The 17,547-nt window shown below is 40.1% G+C and carries 10 protein-coding genes; all 10 read right to left on the reverse strand.

Annotation, left to right across the window (positions count from 1 at the left end; all coding sequences use genetic code 11):
- Nucleotides 1-21: 21 nt before the first annotated feature.
- Entirely contained in the window at nucleotides 22-1,725 is a 1,704-nt protein-coding gene (locus MM239_RS01670; protein ID WP_241346052.1) for a polysaccharide lyase, read from the reverse strand.
- A 102-nt stretch (nucleotides 1,726-1,827) separates the two neighbouring features.
- On the reverse strand, nucleotides 1,828-3,540 hold the full coding sequence (locus MM239_RS01675) for a RagB/SusD family nutrient uptake outer membrane protein (RefSeq protein WP_241346054.1): 1,713 nt from the start codon (nucleotides 3,538-3,540) through the stop codon (nucleotides 1,828-1,830).
- 11 nt (nucleotides 3,541-3,551) lie between these two features.
- Nucleotides 3,552-6,995 carry a TonB-dependent receptor gene (locus MM239_RS01680; RefSeq protein ID WP_241346056.1) on the reverse strand — a complete coding sequence of 1,148 codons (3,444 nt, stop codon included), beginning with the start codon at nucleotides 6,993-6,995 and terminating at the stop codon, nucleotides 3,552-3,554.
- Nucleotides 6,996-7,118: 123 nt separating this feature from the next.
- A complete protein-coding gene (locus MM239_RS01685; RefSeq protein ID WP_241346057.1) occupies nucleotides 7,119-8,216 on the reverse strand; it encodes a FecR family protein in 1,098 nt (365 codons plus the stop codon).
- A gap of 141 nt (nucleotides 8,217-8,357) precedes the next feature.
- Nucleotides 8,358-8,933, reverse strand: coding sequence for an RNA polymerase sigma factor (locus tag MM239_RS01690; protein WP_241346059.1), 576 nt, complete (start codon nucleotides 8,931-8,933; stop codon nucleotides 8,358-8,360).
- 425 nt (nucleotides 8,934-9,358) lie between these two features.
- Complete coding sequence (locus MM239_RS01695; RefSeq protein ID WP_241346061.1) at nucleotides 9,359-10,942, reverse strand: glycoside hydrolase family 28 protein; 1,584 nt, start codon at nucleotides 10,940-10,942, stop codon at nucleotides 9,359-9,361.
- 52 nt (nucleotides 10,943-10,994) lie between these two features.
- Nucleotides 10,995-12,707 (reverse strand): hypothetical protein, encoded by a 1,713-nt coding sequence (locus MM239_RS01700; protein WP_241346063.1) that lies wholly within the window; start codon nucleotides 12,705-12,707, stop codon nucleotides 10,995-10,997.
- A gap of 98 nt (nucleotides 12,708-12,805) precedes the next feature.
- A complete protein-coding gene (locus MM239_RS01705; protein ID WP_241346065.1) occupies nucleotides 12,806-14,308 on the reverse strand; it encodes a sodium:solute symporter in 1,503 nt (500 codons plus the stop codon).
- Nucleotides 14,308-15,240 (reverse strand): dihydrodipicolinate synthase family protein, encoded by a 933-nt coding sequence (locus MM239_RS01710; RefSeq protein WP_241346067.1) that lies wholly within the window; start codon nucleotides 15,238-15,240, stop codon nucleotides 14,308-14,310. Before MM239_RS01710 ends, MM239_RS01705 begins: the two co-directional genes overlap by 1 nt.
- Before the next feature lie 199 nt (nucleotides 15,241-15,439).
- Nucleotides 15,440-17,479: an aceric acid hydrolase gene (locus tag MM239_RS01715; RefSeq protein WP_241346070.1), complete on the reverse strand. Its 2,040-nt coding sequence runs from the start codon at nucleotides 17,477-17,479 to the stop codon at nucleotides 15,440-15,442.
- Nucleotides 17,480-17,547 lie beyond the last annotated feature (68 nt).

Consider the following 17,547-nt stretch of genomic DNA (forward strand, 5'->3'; position numbering starts at 1 on the left):
TGGGTTCTACATTGTTTTACATTAAAAAAGACTTTTTTTCCCTTCTAATGTGTCTTTATTGTTTTTCAAGTCTTTCCAATTGACTTTTTTCTTAGGGTTGATACCATTGATGTACTTTTCAATATTGGTATACCCATCACCATTGAGGTCTTTGTTTGCATCTGAGGGGTCATTTGGATCCAAACCATACTTGATTTCCCAAGCATCTGGAATCCCGTCCTGATCAGAATCTTTGTAGGCCTGCCCCTTGTACTCAGGATATCCACCAACTTGTCTAATGTCAGTGATGATGCCTTGCTTATAAGAATCAGCTGGTAACCTCCTGTGCTCAAACTGATAAAACGAATCAGGATCAAGTCCCTCTGCATATTCGGCCTTACCTGTTTTGACCGTTCTAACCACCCTTTCATCTACAGGATCTCTTCTAGGCAATGTGGCTCCAGCATTTGCCAACACATATTTGTACGCTTCTTCAGCTGAGGTTATGGTCAGCTTAGGCATAGGGAATGGCTTGTAAGATCTTATCCTAGGGAAATAAACTTCCTTTGCTACTTCAAAGGGAACATTACCATCTTTGTTATTTAATTGAATCCCACCATCCCAGTTGTCTGCGGTTACATTAGCTACTCCATCTACAATATTGCCCTCAACATAAGCTCTACCATATATTGTCGTATCCAATCTTGTCAATACAGCATCAGGTCTCAGTATCCTATACCTGATATCTGAATTTTCAGGAGTCACCGGCCCTGGTTTATAGTAGTTATTGATGATATTGTATTTTGCCATGTAATCCCCACCATCAGTTGTTCTATGGTTCCAGTTGAAAACTACATTATTGACAAAATTAAATATACCATTCCATCCAATGGAAGGATTTCTACCAGCATTGCTGGCCCAAAGATTTCTCATAAAAGAACAATTCTCTCCACCTAAGGTACTACCCAAGGAATGGTTATAGGTATCCAGGCCTTCGGAGAAAATGCTGTTTTGGATAGTAATGTTAACTGTTCCTCTTTTTTCCGTAGGATAATCTCCACCAGGACTATACATATGCCTATAGATGGACATGTTCTCATCCAAACCCCAGCTAGTGGACACATGGTCTATCATGATATTCCCTACTGGGTTTCCTCCGATAGCATCATCTCTACGACCTACAAAGGTTTCCCCTCTTCTGAATCTCATGTGGCGTATCACTACGTCATGGGTATCTATCCAAACAGACTCACCTGCTACGACTACTCCATCACCAGGGGCTGTTTGACCAGCTATGGTGATATAAGGTGCTCTGATGATCAAAGGACTATTTAACTTGATGATACCTGCTACATTGAAAACAATGATCCTTGCTCCACCTTGCTCACAAGCTTCTCTAAGTGTACCTGGTCCCCGGTCTTCTAAGCTAGTGACTGTATAAACTTTTCCTCCTCGACCCCCAAAGGTAAACATACCACCTCCTTCAGCACCAGGAAAGGCTGGTATCTCTGCTTGTTCCAAATCAGTTGGTCTAAAAGCCCAAGGCACATATGCTTTACCTTCAGAAGCTTCTTTCAATACTATTGGCAAAGCCTTTTCCCAAGCAAGATCAGAAAGCCTTTCTGCTTCCTTCATAATGGAGTCAGATTTTGCTTTTGCATCTGCGGGGATTTTAGGATACTGCGCATAAGCAGGTATTGTGATAAGTATACTAAGGCTAAGAAATAGTCCTTTCAAATCATTCATTGAACTTTTATTTATGGATGTAGTGATCGTTTTCTTCAAATTTGATAGGCTGAAATGGAGATCAACGCAAATCAGCCTATCTCTTAGTTACTCATATTCTTTCTAGTCTCTCAATGGATCAAATGTGCCATTTTCCCAAAGAATTGTTTGCTCAACTTCAGGACTTCTGTCCCTTACATTTTGAGGGATTCCAAAGAAGTTGTACTGTGGCTGAGGGTAATTGATTACAAACTGCTGATCTTTTACCCAAAGCTCCATTTCAAAATACTGATCATAATCATTTTCCAAATCAATCTGATCACGAATAACCTCAAACTCCACAGGGTTGATTCCTGCTTTCAAGCGTGTAATGATTCCATGTCTTCGGGTACCATTCAATTGCTGTTCAAAGAGATTTCTTCTTCTAAGGTCCCAATACCTCTTGTTCTCATAGGCCAATTCAATCTGTCTTTCATGCATTATTGCATCTACCAAATCAGCTTTGGGCAATGCCTCCTGCACCCCATAATTTCCGTCACCTGCTGAAATACCAGCCCTTTGCCTGATCGCATATAACTCCGCATAAGCAGCACTTGACCTATCAGTCTCTGCTGCTGCCTCTGCCAAATTCAGTAGGACTTCTGCAAATCGAATCTCTGGCCAATCGGTGTCCGCCTGTCCTGTGAATTGCTGCTGGATATTTGGGTTTGTGGCCTTCCTACAATAAAAACCAGTGGTGGTAGCTCCTGGATTATCTACAGGATTATCACCAACATAGTATGACCACTGCTTTCTATTGGGATCAAACCCCGTAGCTGTATAGTTTACACCATTGTAAGCAATGGTGGCATAAAACCTTGGATCTCTATCCTTGAAATAGTAGATGGAATCATAGCCCGAGTCTGGGTTATCAATTGACACTCCATCACTCATAGGGAAGGCTTTCACCATTTCCCAAGTAGGATTACTTCCAGTGCCGCCATTGTTTCCAATTTGTCTAGGTCTTACTGAGTTTTCCCAGCCATGCGTCTTTCCTGAATTGAAGTCAAACAGTCGGGCAAAGACAACTTCTCTGTTTCCTTTGACTGTAAATACTTCTGTGAAATTCGGATGTAGACCATAGCCATCTTGAAGCAATAGCTCTTTGGCTTCCAGATTGGCTTGATAGGCTCTCTCCCACCTACTCTGGTCATTGGCTGGATTGAATTGAGGACTTGCCCAAAAAAGCAATATCCTTCCTTTCATCGCAGCCGCTGCACCTCTCGTAATCCTTCCACGCTCATTGTTTGGCCATGAAGCTGGTAATCCTGCAATAGCTTCATCCAAGTCTGCGACCAAAATATCTATACACTCACGTGCAGTATTTCTTGGCAGGTTGATAGCCTCACCACCATAAGGATCTTGAGCCTCCAGCACCATCGGAACACCTCCATACAACAAAACTAGATTCCAATGATCTAAGGCCCTCAAAAATGTCATTTGACCTCTCAGTCTGCCTTTTGCATCGTCAGGTAAAGTACTTCCTGCTAGCCCTTCCAGGCCAATATTCGTATCTCTAATTCTTCGGTAGTAATTGACACTGTATAAGCTAACATCATCTGCTGTCAGGTTTCCGTAAATAGTATTGTTTGAAGAATAAGATTCATCAGAAAATCCAGAATCGACCCCAAAGCCAACTCCAGGAAGACTGACTTCGTAAAGTCTATTCACATATAAGGACGCTCCTACTTCATTGTTCCATACATCTGTATTTACACCTGTCACATCTGGCACATCCAAGATATCTCCACAGGAAACTAAGTACATCGAACAAATGATTATAATATATTTTTTCATCGCTTTCATGATTAAATGGTAACGTTTAGTCCAAAATTGAGGGTACGTAAAGTAGGATAAGTATCAAACCTACTCAAAGATGGATCTTTGTAATCGAAAGGATTGATGATTCTCCACAGGTTTCTTGCTGTGAAATACATCCTTAACTGTGGCACCCCTAGTTTTTCGGCAAGGTGATTTGGTAGGCTGTAAGAAACATTGACGATGTTCAAATTCATGGTAGTACCATCTCTCATCCAGAAGGTAGATCGGTTGTTTTGTCCACCATACATGGTTGGTCTTGGAAAAGCTGCATTTGGATTCTCTGGAGTCCAGTGATCATTCCATATGGCAGGCATGTTCATCCAAGAACCAGTACCAGTAACATCTACTGGATTATAAGTCTGCTGATCAAAAAACACTTGAGTCCCTATACCACTGATTCCTACTTGTGTATCTACTCTTAAGCCCTTATATGTGGCACCCAGATTGAAAGAAAACCCAATATTCGGAACAGCAGGTGCGATCATTCGTACATCATTACCATCGATTACACCATCTGGCTCGTCTGAGCGGTTTGGCCCTCCTACATCTTCATACATCATCATGCCTAGCTGTGGCTCCATCCCAAAAATTGTTAAACCTGGATATTGTTCCATGATTTGATCCAATTGCTCTTGAGTTCTGATAATACCTACAGCAATCAAACCATCCTGTCCTCCTGTTGCCAATCCCTGTTGATCTATCCAAGTTCCAATATTTGCAGGGTTTTGGTAGATTTCGATTTGTCTATTTCTACTCCAACCACCAACTACACCTATATTGTACCCAAAGTCATTTCCAATATTTCCAGAGTATGAAAATGAAGCATCAAAACCCCAGGCATCCATGCGAGCAAAATTTTCAGCTGGCATAACATTGATCCCTGTACTTGTAGGAATAGTAGAAGCCCTTGTCGTCAAGATATCATAGGTGTATCTGTAAAAACCATCTAAGCCAATCTTCAACCTGTTCTTCATAAGGAGGTCTATCCCCCAGTTGTAGAACTCCGTTTTCTCCCAAGTTTGTCCATAGAGAGCCAATCCACCATGTCTGGGATTAAGGCCATTAGTCATACCATTTCCACCAAGGTATGCTCCACCTGTCTGACCATAGGTGAATTCCCATTGTCTAGTTCCAATGGCATCATTTCCAAGCAAACCCGCTGAAAATCTCAACTTCATATCTTCTACAAAATTGATGTTGTTTCTAAAGAAATTCTCATCGGAGATCCTCCAACCTACTGAGGCAGAAGGAAAAAATCCCCAACGAGTTTCAGGAGGAAATCTTACTGATCCTTCGTATCTAAAGGCACTTTCAAAAAGGTACTTTCCATCATAAGAGTAGTTGAATCTTCCTACAGAGCTTAATCTAGCATTATTTCCAGCCCAACCATGAGTAGCATCTTGAGCCTCATTAAAACCTGGCTGTAGGTCATAGCCTGGAATCAGTTGGTTTTCCCTCAGTGCCCTAAAGCCATGAGATTCACTCTCTGCTACTTCATAAACCACCAAGCCACTTACATCATGTTTTCCAAAAACACGGTCGTAGGCAATGTGTGCATTGAATTGATAGCTCTTTGCATTGTCATAATCTTCTTGGAGTCTTTCTTGGTTGTTGATCAAAGTCGAACCAATAGGAACATTGCTGATTAAGTTTCCTCGGCTACCAATCATCTGAAAATCATACAAACGATAATTTTTTCTCAACTGCCTACTGTACTCATGCATTTCACTTTGATTATATGCTACTTTCAACCTCAACCCTTCTACCACAGGTACTCTATACTCCAAGGCAGCATTGATGATCAAATTGCTACCTGTATTTTGAATGATACTATTGACATTACCAATCTCTATCGGGTGAGATTCGACCTGACCACCATATCTTACTGGTAGTCCATTGATATAAGGTGGAATCCATCTAGGCGTTCTCAATAATTGTTGAAATGCGCCATTCAAAGTCGCTGCATTTCCATCATTCCTGTTGTGCGGTCTTGTATCTTTCCTTTGATCTCCACTCAAGGTAAGTGATGCTGTCAAATCCTTGGTAATATCTGCATCAATCCCCATTCTAAGGGAGTATTTGTTCAAGTCAGTACCAGGCAGGTTTGCATCTTCATTGTAATAGGATGCCCCTCCAAAATACCTTACCTTGTCACTTCCTCCACTGACATTCACGGTATGCCTGGTCACCATAGACCCTTTCCAGGCGTAATCCATCCAGTTGAAATCATAATTTCTGAAAGCTTCCAATTCATCATCTCCAAAGAGTCTTAGCCCATTATTATAATCATCTGGATTAGTAATCCTGTATTGGTTATTCTTGAATGTAGCTTGATCGTAAGCACTCATCATTTCAGGAAAACTAGTAGCATCTGCTAGACCTACTGATCCTGAATAGCTGATTCTGGCTTTTCCTTCCTTCCCTCTTTTGGTTGTCACCAACACTACTCCACCTACACCTCTGGCTCCATAAACTGCTGCAGCTGCATCCTTTAGGACTGAGATACTTTCAACTTCTGTAGGGTCCAACACATCAAATGCAGCCTGATCTCTGATAAATCCATCAATCACAAACAGAACTGGTTCGGCATTCAAGCTTCCACTACTTCCTCGAATGTTAAAAGAAGAAGGTGATCCTGGTCTACCAGTCGGCCCTCCTACATTGACACCTGCCATCCTTCCTTGAAGCAAAGAAGACATATTTGCTGCTGGTATATCTACAAGTTTTTCAGTTGTGATACTTTCCACAGCACCGAGAAGGTTTGCCCGCTTCTGCTCACCATATCCCACAACTACTACCTCTTCCATAGCTGAATCATCTACTTGGAGAGTAATTTCATAATCGGTCTGATTGGAAAGCAGGGTAAGCTTGAACGGGACAAAACCAATATAAGAAATGATTAATGTACCGTCTTCCGGTGCATTGATAGTGAAGTCACCATCTATACCTGTTGCCACACCAATGTTGGTTCCTTCAAGCCTCACAGTAGCACCTGGTAAAGGAATTCCTTCACTGTCATAAACTTTTCCTGTTATCGTCACATTGACTTCAATCGGGTTTTGTCTATTGGCCTGAAGGCTTTTGACACTGATTCTATCATTCACCTGTTGGAATGACAATTGATGAGAGGCGGATAGTTTTTTCAACACTTCCTCTAAAGACTCATGCTCGCTCTTAAGACTCACAGGCTTGAGCCCATTGATATACTTGCTATCATAGACAAATGAAAAATCTGTCTTTTCGTCAAGCAATGAAAATACTTTGGCTAAGCTTGCTTGTTCTACTTCTATATCCACATAAACTTGTTTAAGGTCTTTGGATTGGAAGTTCAGCTCGTAAGCATGCAGCATGGGTATGCAGCATACTTGCATGATCATTCCAAACAGCCAGCACCTGCCTACTTTCTGTGAATAGTAAAGGATTCTTTTCATAGTTATTCGGTTATTTTGGTTTAATTCAATGTTATTGTTAATTATCAGTCACTACTCCGACCTTAAGCTTGTAGGGTGACTGCTCCGCCGAACCAATCTTTGATTCAATTCCCTCATCCACCATTACCTTGTGGATATCATTACTTTCTTACCTTTTATATGGAAGTCAAAGGATGAAGAATAGCTTATACTTTTGAGTACATTTTCAAGATTTTCTCTTTTGAATTCTCCAGTCACCCTGCTCATGGAAAGCCTACTGCCAGACACAGAAATATCCACACCATACCACCTTTCTAATACCTCAACCACTTCCATAAATGGTGTTTCTTGAAAATGAAGAATTCCTTTAGTCCATTTGAGTGCATTTTCAACATCAAAATTTGATTTCTTGAAATCATGATTAGATAGCATAGCATCTTCGCCTGGGTTTAAGTAAATCACATGTGACAAATAGCCATTTTGGGCTTGGTGGGCTACAGAGACTTTACCCGTCAAAAGTTTGACCTCCTGCGTATTGTGAGAGGAATACGCAGAGATGATAAATGAGGTACCAAGAGCCACAGTTTGCAAATCATTACTTTGTACTTGGAAAGGAAGTAATGTATCAGAGCTGACTTCAAAATATGCTTCTCCCTCAAGCATCAAATCTCGATGATCTTTCCCAAAGCCTGGAAGGTATTTTAATGTACTTTCAGCATTCAAAAGCACTTTGCTTCCATCTGGTAAATGAATCCTTTTCTTCTCTCCTTTTTGAGTGACTTTCTCTATCCAAAAGTCCGCTTCTGATTGCAAAATCTCTTGATCAGAAAAGTGATCATTTCCATTGAGAAGTAGAAAACCAATGGAACCAAAAAATACGGTTATCAAAATCATCGCAATCCTGAAAGATGGGAAGGTTAAGAAATACCAGAATCTACTATTTTGACTTTCTTTGCTTGAATTAATAGTTATTCCTTTTGATGATTCTCCTTCCCTTGGTTCTTCAAGTTGTGCATCTATGGCATCCCAAAGCATATTCGCTTCTTCCTCTTCCAATGTTGCATTATTCCCTTCTAAGATCCAGATCAAAGCTTTAGCTTCTTCTAGAACCTCTACTTTATCGGGGTTGGATTTGATCCAGTTTTCCCAATAAAGACTCTTGACATCTTTCTCATGCAATACCCAATCCCTAAAGGTGCTGTCCGATAAAAAGTCCTCTATATTTTCGAATTGTTTTTTCAAGTCTATTTCAGTTATAAATAGAAGGGGAACAACTCTTTAGAATCTCATCGGTCAATGATAAAAAAAATCAAAAAAAAGAGCGACTTATAAAAAGCCACTCTAATCTACCTAAAACAATTTTTGTTAACGTTTGTGAACCAACTATTTTAAATTCACCAATAATTTTTCATTTTTCATACTCAACTTTAGCGCTTTCATTGCTTTCATGATCAAGTTATAAAGTGATGGAACTTGCATGTCCAAGGTTTCAGCAATTTCCTCATAACTTAATTCTACAAAATACTTTAAATAAATGGCTTCTCTTTGACGTGCTGTCAATTGACTTAAGGCATGAGTTAGGTCTTCATTCATTTGTATGCTTGACTGATGTTGGACAAGTAGATCAATATAAGAGTGTTCAATAAAGTAAGTATCCGCACAGTCTTCTATGGTATCAAACTTACGTTCAGCACTGATTCTACGAATCAATTCTCGTCTAAATGCAGTAATCAAATAAAACTTAATAGATTTTTCAATTTTGACCTTTTCTTTACTTTTCCATAAACTCACAAATGTATCTTGGATTACATCTTCAATAAGGGCCTTGTCCTTTGTAAACTTACATCCATATTTAAAAAACTCCTTTACAAAGGTTTTGAAAACAAAGCCAAAAGCTGTACGATCGCCCATCGAAATCAGCTTCCATATCTGCTCATCAGTTAATTTTTTGTAATCCATGGCTTTTGGGTTTAATGTATCTCATTTGACGATATTTTAGATTGGATACATCTACGTACACCATTTAATCTATCACCAACAAAGCCTTTGATAAAACTTGCGCTTATCAAAAATGCGTATCTACAAAATTAAAACTCTTCGAAACCCAACTTCCCTGTACCTCCCTGTAATACAGAACCTTTATTAAAAAATGTAGGGTTACTGAATAAAAAATTAGACTAACTCAATACCTCGATGGAAAAGGCAATACCTAAATCCGAAAAGACAACAGTAGCTTTATCATCCAAAATAGACTCAATTTTCAGAGATTAAAAGGATACAAATTTATACAAATAACTTATTCCACTTATTCCGAAATTGACCAGCAGTAATCTTTTCTTGGTAGGAATTAGCTGTTGAGTTGTAAATATTGTGCATCATAAAACTCAATCAATTTCCAACAATTGATTAGGGTAAACTTTATTCAGTTTAATCGGCTGAGAGCTGTCACCTTGATAAGAAACATACCATTTATCACCTAAGCCCAAATAACGAACATGAGACAATTTAATATCATGAGCATCCAATAAATACAACACAGAATCTTGACTGGTAATCTCCAAATTCTTTAATACCATGTTTTTGGCATCATCAGCCCTAAAAAGTTGTTTACTATTCACCACCGCATTATCAATTTCAAAATTTTCCATGGGGGATTCTGGGATACCTGTCACATTTATAAAGGCGGCAGCATTTTCAACAATGATATCTTTAGCATATATCTGTTTAAATGTAGGTGTGAGGTGGTCTTTTTCCCTTGGAGGAAACCTAGATGCCAACTCACCTACATACAGCTCGCTACCAAGCATATCCCATCTAAAAGCAGTGTGTCGTAAATTCATCCTGATCCTTTCATAGTAAAGGTTTTCACCCCCGCCACCTCTGGGTCTACGGGTTTTGAACCTGATTCCTACTCCTGTGTTATCAAATACACAGTCATGGACATATAAATTCCTGATCCACCCTGCTGTTTCACTCCCAACAGTGACCCCACCATGTCCCTCTTGTGCTAAACAGTGCCGGATCACAACATTCTCCGTTGCTTTATTTACCCGAACACCATCTTCGCCCCTTCCAGCTTTGAGTGTAAAGCAATCATCTCCATTGTTCAGGGTAGCATATTCAATCAAGACATTTTTGGAAGATTCTATATCAATCCCATCACCGCGTGGAATCCCAACAGAATTCACGGTCACACCTCGAATAATTACCCCATCACAATACACGGGTACAATATTCCAAAAGGCCGTTCGCTCCAAGGTGATTCCTTCAATGAAAACATTTGTGCATTCAGTAGGAGAAACAAACATGGGTAAGAAAATAGACTCTCCATCATGCCCTTCATAGACTCTCTGAGATACCGGAATATCCATTGGAACAAAATTCTCAACCACATCTTCTGTCATCATCTGCTCACGAACATTACCTTCTTCTGGACCATAGAGTATTCCTTTGCCCGTAATGGCAATATTATCTTCTCGATAAGCATAAATACATGCTCCCAAAGACATCACCTCAACACCTTCATGTCTGGTAAAAACAGCAGGTCGATAGTCCACCAGCTCCCCACTGAAATAAAGCTTTGCACCATCCTCAAAATGTAGATTAACATTGCTTTTGAGGATGATTCGGCCTGCTTTCCAAATACCTTTTGGAATGATTACCCTACCACCTCCAGCTGAATTCACATCGTCGATGGCGGCCTGGATCACATCAGTTATTTTCTCCCCCGGTTTAGCGCCAATATCAAGAATGTTGATCACAAAATCAGGGAAGACAGGCCTCTTGAAATCAGGCATATCAAATGGAGCATTTATAGGGGCGATATCCACTGGAAGATGCATAGCACCCACTTGATTTGCATGAGGTATCAACTCCAATCTATCATGATCTACCCAGGCTTCTTCATTTGATTTACATGAAAAAAAAGCCACAAAACACCCCAGTAATACCGACTTATTATACCACATCTCATCTAAACTATTAAACTTTCTCTTCTTGCAAGCAAATCTCAATGGTAAGCTACCTACCTAGTTTCAACCTTTTGGTATTCAATTCACCACCATTGATCAAATACAACAAAGGCACTGGCCTATCTGTACCTTCAACAAAGGTTGGTCTACTTTGCCAAGGGGTCACGGATAACACGTTAGTAAAATCCATCCAGAATTGTAACCTAGCAGGCTTCAAGCCCCAGGTCAGGTGAAAATGATTTGATGGCGCGTATTGCTTGTATTCTGTCATGGTAGCGTACTTTGGTACTACAAAAGTGTGAGGCCATGTAGGATTTGCTGTCTGGCGGATGGCTTGAGCAAAATCATTTGGCAATTCAACTGTCTTTGCTTCATCCCAGACCATAGAAAACATACCAGAAAGGGAACTGAAAGCCAATCTTGCTGCTACTCCTTCTATCCCTCCAGGTGATATAAAGTGAACGGAATTTCCTAAGTAATAGAAATAATCCACTGCTTTGGGAAATGAGATCTTTGACATAATTTCATGCTCAGTTGCTCCTGGCTTAGCTGCCCAATCAAATGATGCTGACCCAGAGTTGACCCCATCCACAAACCCTTTTTCTAACCAAGTTTCTGAATGATCTACCTCCAATTGATTCTTTTCAGCAAAGTCTAAAAGATCCTGTTTTTCCCAAACTTTTCTAAAATCCATAAACAAAGGCGGATTCCCTCCTGAAAGCCATGTCATAAACAATTGTGTCAAAAGTGCTTGCGCATCTGCTTCAGTAGCAAATGGAGTAATTGGCTTAGGACCATTATGGTCAAAAGATGAATTGAATAAGGACTCCATGATATCTGCCACAGGCTGCTGAATAGCACGAGCATCAGAACCCCATTCCAATTGACTCATAAAACCTCCCCCTACAGCGTCAAGCTCTACCATCAAATCTCTAACGATAAGATATAAAGCCAAGCTCTTATCTAGTAGTTCGCTGTCTTTCTCCAATTCTGGCAACTCAATCCTGCCTTTGGCATGTCCTTCAAGCCAAGTTCTCAATTTTTTGAGTTCAGCTTTATCATAGGATTCTTTTTGGAGCATATCAGCAAGTAGCTTCATATCCAGTCTGGTGATCTCCAGACCAAATTGATTCCTCGTTTCCAACACATGTGCCAATGCAGTCTCCATACCCATAGAGTCATGACCAAAAATCACAATTCTTCTGCCTCTTAAACCCATGAAAGTAATTGCGGCATAACACCAATCCACCAAGTTTTCTAATGTTTCAGCATCCATTTGAGGAGATTGACCAACGTCTGGCCACCTACCAACATTGATATGTGTCAACTTACCAAACTGGGCAATCGCTCCTGCAGTCGCATGTGTATAGACCACACCTGGTCTTGGGGCACTGTTGCCAGTAGTAAAATTGATAGGTGTATCCTTCGGGAAATGGGCTAGCAGTGAAAGTGTAGTCAACTGAGGAAATGACCAGGTGTCTGGAACACAAACCAAAATATTTACCCCTGCCTCTTTAAACTGCCTCGCAACTTGATCTGCTTGACTTTCTGCATCAATCAAAATGTCAGAATATACAATTTCTACAGGAGTACCGTCAGGTTGAAGTATTTTATTGGCAAGCATTTCCGAAGCATTTTTCACAATATTGATACTTCGCTCTCTGCTTTGCTGATCAATTCTAGGATCACATGGTGCAAAAACTCCAATTACTGGGGCGCCAGTCTTTTTGTTCACTTCCCTTGATAATAATTTAGCATTCATAGCTGTCTCTTTTAATTATTCATTTTTCTAAACTTAACTCTCGCTATTTATCTCCTCACCCTTTCCACTTTGTCTTTTTATTTTTTTGATTTTTATGTTTAACTCCTATTTTTTTTTCTCCCGAACCCACTCAATAGGAATCCAGTCAGAAATATCACCATAGTACCCATCACAATAGTAAGGTTAGCATGAAGTGGATTTTGGAATTTTTCTAGCAAACTACTTTCAAAAACTAACCCCGATAAACTCATCCAAGAGATCAGAAGGACCCCATTGACTACCGCTATCAGCGCTTCAATTTTATTTACATTTTTTGCCATATAGCCAAGTAAAAACAAACCAAGAACTCCCCCACTAAAGATGGAAGACAATGCCCACCAAGCATCCAAAGCACTGGTGACATTGGTCATGGCTAAGGCAACACCGATGCTGATCAGCCCCATAAAAAGTGCTGAAATCCTCAAAACTTTAAAACTGGAACTTGTGGTTGGATTTTTTGAAATGTATTTCTTATAATGATCTGAAAGGATAATCGTCGATGAGCTATTCAAACTTGTAGATATTGTACTCATACCTGCTGCGAAAATGGCTGCAATCAATAAGCCAGTGAATCCAGTAGGAAGGCCGTTTACGATGAAATATGGAAAAATCTTATCTGCGGCCTCCATAGGTTGCAAGTCCGCAGGTAACATGTTCATATCGGATTGGTAATAGACAAAAAGGGCTGTTCCTATCATGAAAAACAACAAGGACACAGGTACATAAAGTAAGCTCCCAAACCATGTGGACTGTACTGCTTCTTTTTCATTTTTAGCACTCATGTACCGCTGGATATAATTCTGATCAATCCCAAAGTTTTGGAGGTTGATAACAAATCCATATATCAAAATCACCCAAAAAGTAGCACTCGTAAAATCCAATTCTAAGCTTCCTAAGCTGAATTTATCATGGGCTTTGGCAACCTCAATTGCTTCAGGCACACCTCCTGGGATTTGACTGATGATGATGAGCAAACATAAAATGGCTCCAGCAATCAAAATGATCCCCTGTATGGCATCTGTCCAAATAACCGCTTCAATTCCCCCTAATGCCGCATAAATAATCACAGAAAGGCCAGTAATGATGATAATCCAAGTAATGTCCCAGCCCAGCAAGGCATTCATCGGAAGGGCCAAAAGGTAAAGAATTGATCCCATACGTGCCATTTGGGTCAGTAGATAACATACCGAGGCATATGTTCTAGCCCAAGAGCCAAACCTTACCTCTAGATAATAATATGCCGAAACACTGTTGATTTTCCTATACAAAGGAATAAAAAGCTTTATTGCAATATATGCTGCAATAGGAATCGTCAAGCTAAAGACTAAACTATTCCAATTGCTCAAATAAGCACTTCCAGGGAGGGCCAAGAAGCTGATACTACTCACAAAGGTGGCGAAAATAGACATTCCAATAGCCCAAGTGGGTAACTTACCACCTCCAGTCACGTAATTTTCAGGTGTCTTATTTTTCCTGAAATAGAAAGAGATTCCAAACAAGAGAATACCTGCCATGTATCCAAAGAAGATAATCAAGTCAAGTATTTCTATTTGATCTACCATTATGCTAATACAGACTTAATGTTTTCCACAGCTTTTACCACCTGGTCTCTCTCTGATTTTTCAAATCTATGCAAGGGAGAGGCCATAAAATCATTACAAATTCCCAAAACAGACAATGCTGCTTTTACTCCTTTCAAGTACGAAGAGCCGTATTTCCCAATGGTATAGAGACTATCTGAAATGAGCATTACTTGATTATGAAGTTCTCTGACTTTTTCCAAATCTCCTGACTGCGCAGCCTCATACAAGGACACATACAGCTTTGGGAAAATATTGGCACCTCCATTGACACCACCTGCTGCACCCATCATCACTGCTTCAGCCATTATCTCTTCAGGCCCTACCCAAAGTGTAAACTCTGACTTATCCTTCATGGTATGGATTAGCTTATTGAAATAAACAGCATTTGCTGAACTGTCTTTAATTCCAATAATTCCTTCTAATTTTGAAAGTTCTGCTACCGTTTTTGGTTCTATTACTGTTTTGGTATGCACGGGCATGTTATACAAAAACAAAGGCAAAGGAAGTCTTTGGTTTAAGTCTGTGTAGTATTCTATCAGCTCAGGTTGAGATAATGCATAATAGTATGGAGGGGCAGCGACACAAGCAGCAGCTCCAGTATCTGAAGCCGTCTGGGCCAATTTCACACTTTCTACAGTAGAAGTGTCTGTGATACCCACAAGAACGGGCACTCTACCAGCTACGATTTCACATGTTTTCTGGGTAAGTTCGTGTTTGAGCTTATTGGAAAGGTTTGTGGACTCTCCTGTAGTACCCAAAATAAAAACACCATGTACTCCACCATCTATCACATGGTTTATCAACCTAGCCAACCCCTCCAAATCCAAGGTATCATCATCCAACATCGGTGTGATCATTGGGGGGATAATTCCTCCTTTTATATTGAAGTTAGGCATGGAGTTTAATTTCATCGTCTTGGAAGTTTAGTAGTTTGAAAATCTTTCAACAAACTTAGTCTCTATCAACAATGAGCCATCCTGTACTTACTTGATTGGTTTTTTGGGAGGGGTTTAGATTTTAGAATTTAGAATCAACAAACAAGTGTCCTGTAATTTCAGGACAAGACATCGCTGTCTTGAATCTTCTGCCTTATACCTGTGTTCATATCCATCACTTAAATGGCATCCATACCTGCATCTCTCCTTCTCCTCGGTTTGCCCAAGCGTAATAGGGGATCAGGGTTAGGTTGGCTCGGTTTGAATAATCTTTGTTCAAAGGGTTGTACAGTTTTTTGTTCCAATCTATCTCTGACTGAAAGATTGCTTCTCCTTTAAGCACCAAGAATTTGCTTCCTTTTACATCCATCCATTCTGTGGTAAACTCGCTCTCAGTGTCAAATATTAAATCATCCACCTGCTTTCCTTCAGGCAAGTCCATTGATTCTACACAGTACACGATAGGTCCTCTTTTAACAACGAGTTGGTTTTTGCTCTCTTCTACAAGTGGGTGAGATGCTAGAAATTGTACAGGCATTTCCAATACCAATTCTACTTGATCTCCTTTTCTCCACTGCCTGGCAATAGGTACATATGTTCCCGATTCAAGTTTATGTTTTTGAATTTCTCCATTCACTTTCAAAGAGGCTTTTTCACACCATCCGGGAATTCTCATATGAATAATGAATTCATCTTTTGGAGCTTTATCGATTGTCAAATTGATAGTTTCATCCCATGGATATTCCGTGGCTTGACTAAGTGACAACTGTTCTCCATTGGGCAACCTTGTATTCAATGAATTGCTTCCAAAAAGATTCACAAAAAGCCCTGTCTCAGAAATGCTGTAGGCATAATTATTCACTTGCGCGAGGGTTCTTGCTACATTTGGAGCACAGCAATTACTTTTGGAAATGTATCCTTCTCTGGTATTTGGCCACCTAAGCTCATAAGGAAAATCAAGTTTTGCACTAAGCGGATTATTGTAAAAAAACTCCGTCCCTTGTAAACTGACACCTGATAGGATACTGTTATAAAAATTCAATTCCATCACATCGGTATGCTTTGCATCTTGAGTGAGCTGCAACATCCTCCAGTTCCATAACATATTACCAATATTGGCACATGTCTCATTGTGCGCTGAAGCATGCGGCAGTTGATAGGCTCTGCCGAACGACTGATGGGTTTTTTGAACAAGCGTCGGATCATAGGAAGTACCATCTGGAGAAACACCATCATACAAGGCTCCACATCCTCCATTGACATACATTTTCCTAAACACTACATCTTCCCAGATTGAAAGAAGGTTTTCCAGTAGGATATCCTCCCCTGTTTCTGCATAAAGATCCGCTACGCCCGCATAGAGGTATGTGGCCCTTACAGCATGCCCCATAGCCACTTTCTGATCTCTGAATGGGCTTCTATCTTGATTATCATCTGTTCCATCTTCTGTCTTCCCCCTTATATCAATCAGGTTTTGCGACAACTCCAAATACTTCGGGTCTCTAGTAGTCCTGTACATTTCAGTCACTCCCATATAATGCGAAGGACATATGGCATTTCTGGCCAATTCTGGTGAAGCATCCTTATAAAAGTCATAGAGAAAATCCGCAACCCCTATGGCTACATTGAGAAAATTATCTTTTCCTGTTGCCCTATAGTGAACGCATGCCGCAGTCATCAAATGACCCATGTTGTATTTTTCGAAACTCAACTGCTTCTGAACTTCTTCAGGACCAAGAGTACCCCAGCGCTCTTCTATCAGTAAAGGGGTATGTAAATAACCATCCTCCCTTTGAGCTTTCTTAATCAGAGCAATAGCTCTATCCATTTCCTTGTCAATATCCTTATCCTTTGTCACAGCATAAAGTGAAGCCATGGCTTCGAATACCTTATAAAAATCCCCATCGTGAAATGAAGGTCCTTTAAATTCCCCTTGAATTTGACCTGCTGCAATCTCAAAATTTCGCACTGCATGGTTGATTTCTGCGTCATGGTAGAGGCTCCACATAAAGGGAATTGTTTTGTCACGAGTCACATCAAATCGTTCCTTCCAAAAACCACCTGTCCACTTCACATCCTGCATATTTACACTTTTGAGCTTTGCAAAAGGACTGTCATCCGTATTTACAAGAGCCTTTTGCTGGCCAAATGTATCGCTTGCAAAGCAGGTGCTTCCCAGTATCCCTAGCGTTAAAATCAAAGCATTCTTATTCATTATTAATGGTTTTATGATGGTCTAAATAAACTTCTAGTCAAGAGGATTATTTTTAGAATTTATTTTGG

The organism is Belliella filtrata (genome assembly GCF_022549775.1).
Taxonomy (GTDB): Bacteria; Bacteroidota; Bacteroidia; order Cytophagales; family Cyclobacteriaceae; genus Belliella; species Belliella filtrata.

What these genes read in the sequence shown, in the direction of transcription:
- MM239_RS01670 (WP_241346052.1), bottom strand. Translation starts at nt 1,725, where the DNA reads ATGAATGATTTGAAAGGACTATTTCTTAGCCTTAGTATACTTATCACA.
- MM239_RS01675 (WP_241346054.1), bottom strand. Translation starts at nt 3,540, where the DNA reads ATGAAAAAATATATTATAATCATTTGTTCGATGTACTTAGTTTCCTGT.
- MM239_RS01680 (WP_241346056.1), bottom strand. Translation starts at nt 6,995, where the DNA reads ATGAAAAGAATCCTTTACTATTCACAGAAAGTAGGCAGGTGCTGGCTG.
- MM239_RS01690 (WP_241346059.1), bottom strand. Translation starts at nt 8,933, where the DNA reads ATGGATTACAAAAAATTAACTGATGAGCAGATATGGAAGCTGATTTCG.
- MM239_RS01695 (WP_241346061.1), bottom strand. Translation starts at nt 10,942, where the DNA reads ATGTGGTATAATAAGTCGGTATTACTGGGGTGTTTTGTGGCTTTTTTT.
- MM239_RS01700 (WP_241346063.1), bottom strand. Translation starts at nt 12,707, where the DNA reads ATGAATGCTAAATTATTATCAAGGGAAGTGAACAAAAAGACTGGCGCC.
- MM239_RS01705 (WP_241346065.1), bottom strand. Translation starts at nt 14,308, where the DNA reads ATGGTAGATCAAATAGAAATACTTGACTTGATTATCTTCTTTGGATAC.
- MM239_RS01710 (WP_241346067.1), bottom strand. Translation starts at nt 15,240, where the DNA reads ATGAAATTAAACTCCATGCCTAACTTCAATATAAAAGGAGGAATTATC.
- MM239_RS01715 (WP_241346070.1), bottom strand. Translation starts at nt 17,479, where the DNA reads ATGAATAAGAATGCTTTGATTTTAACGCTAGGGATACTGGGAAGCACC.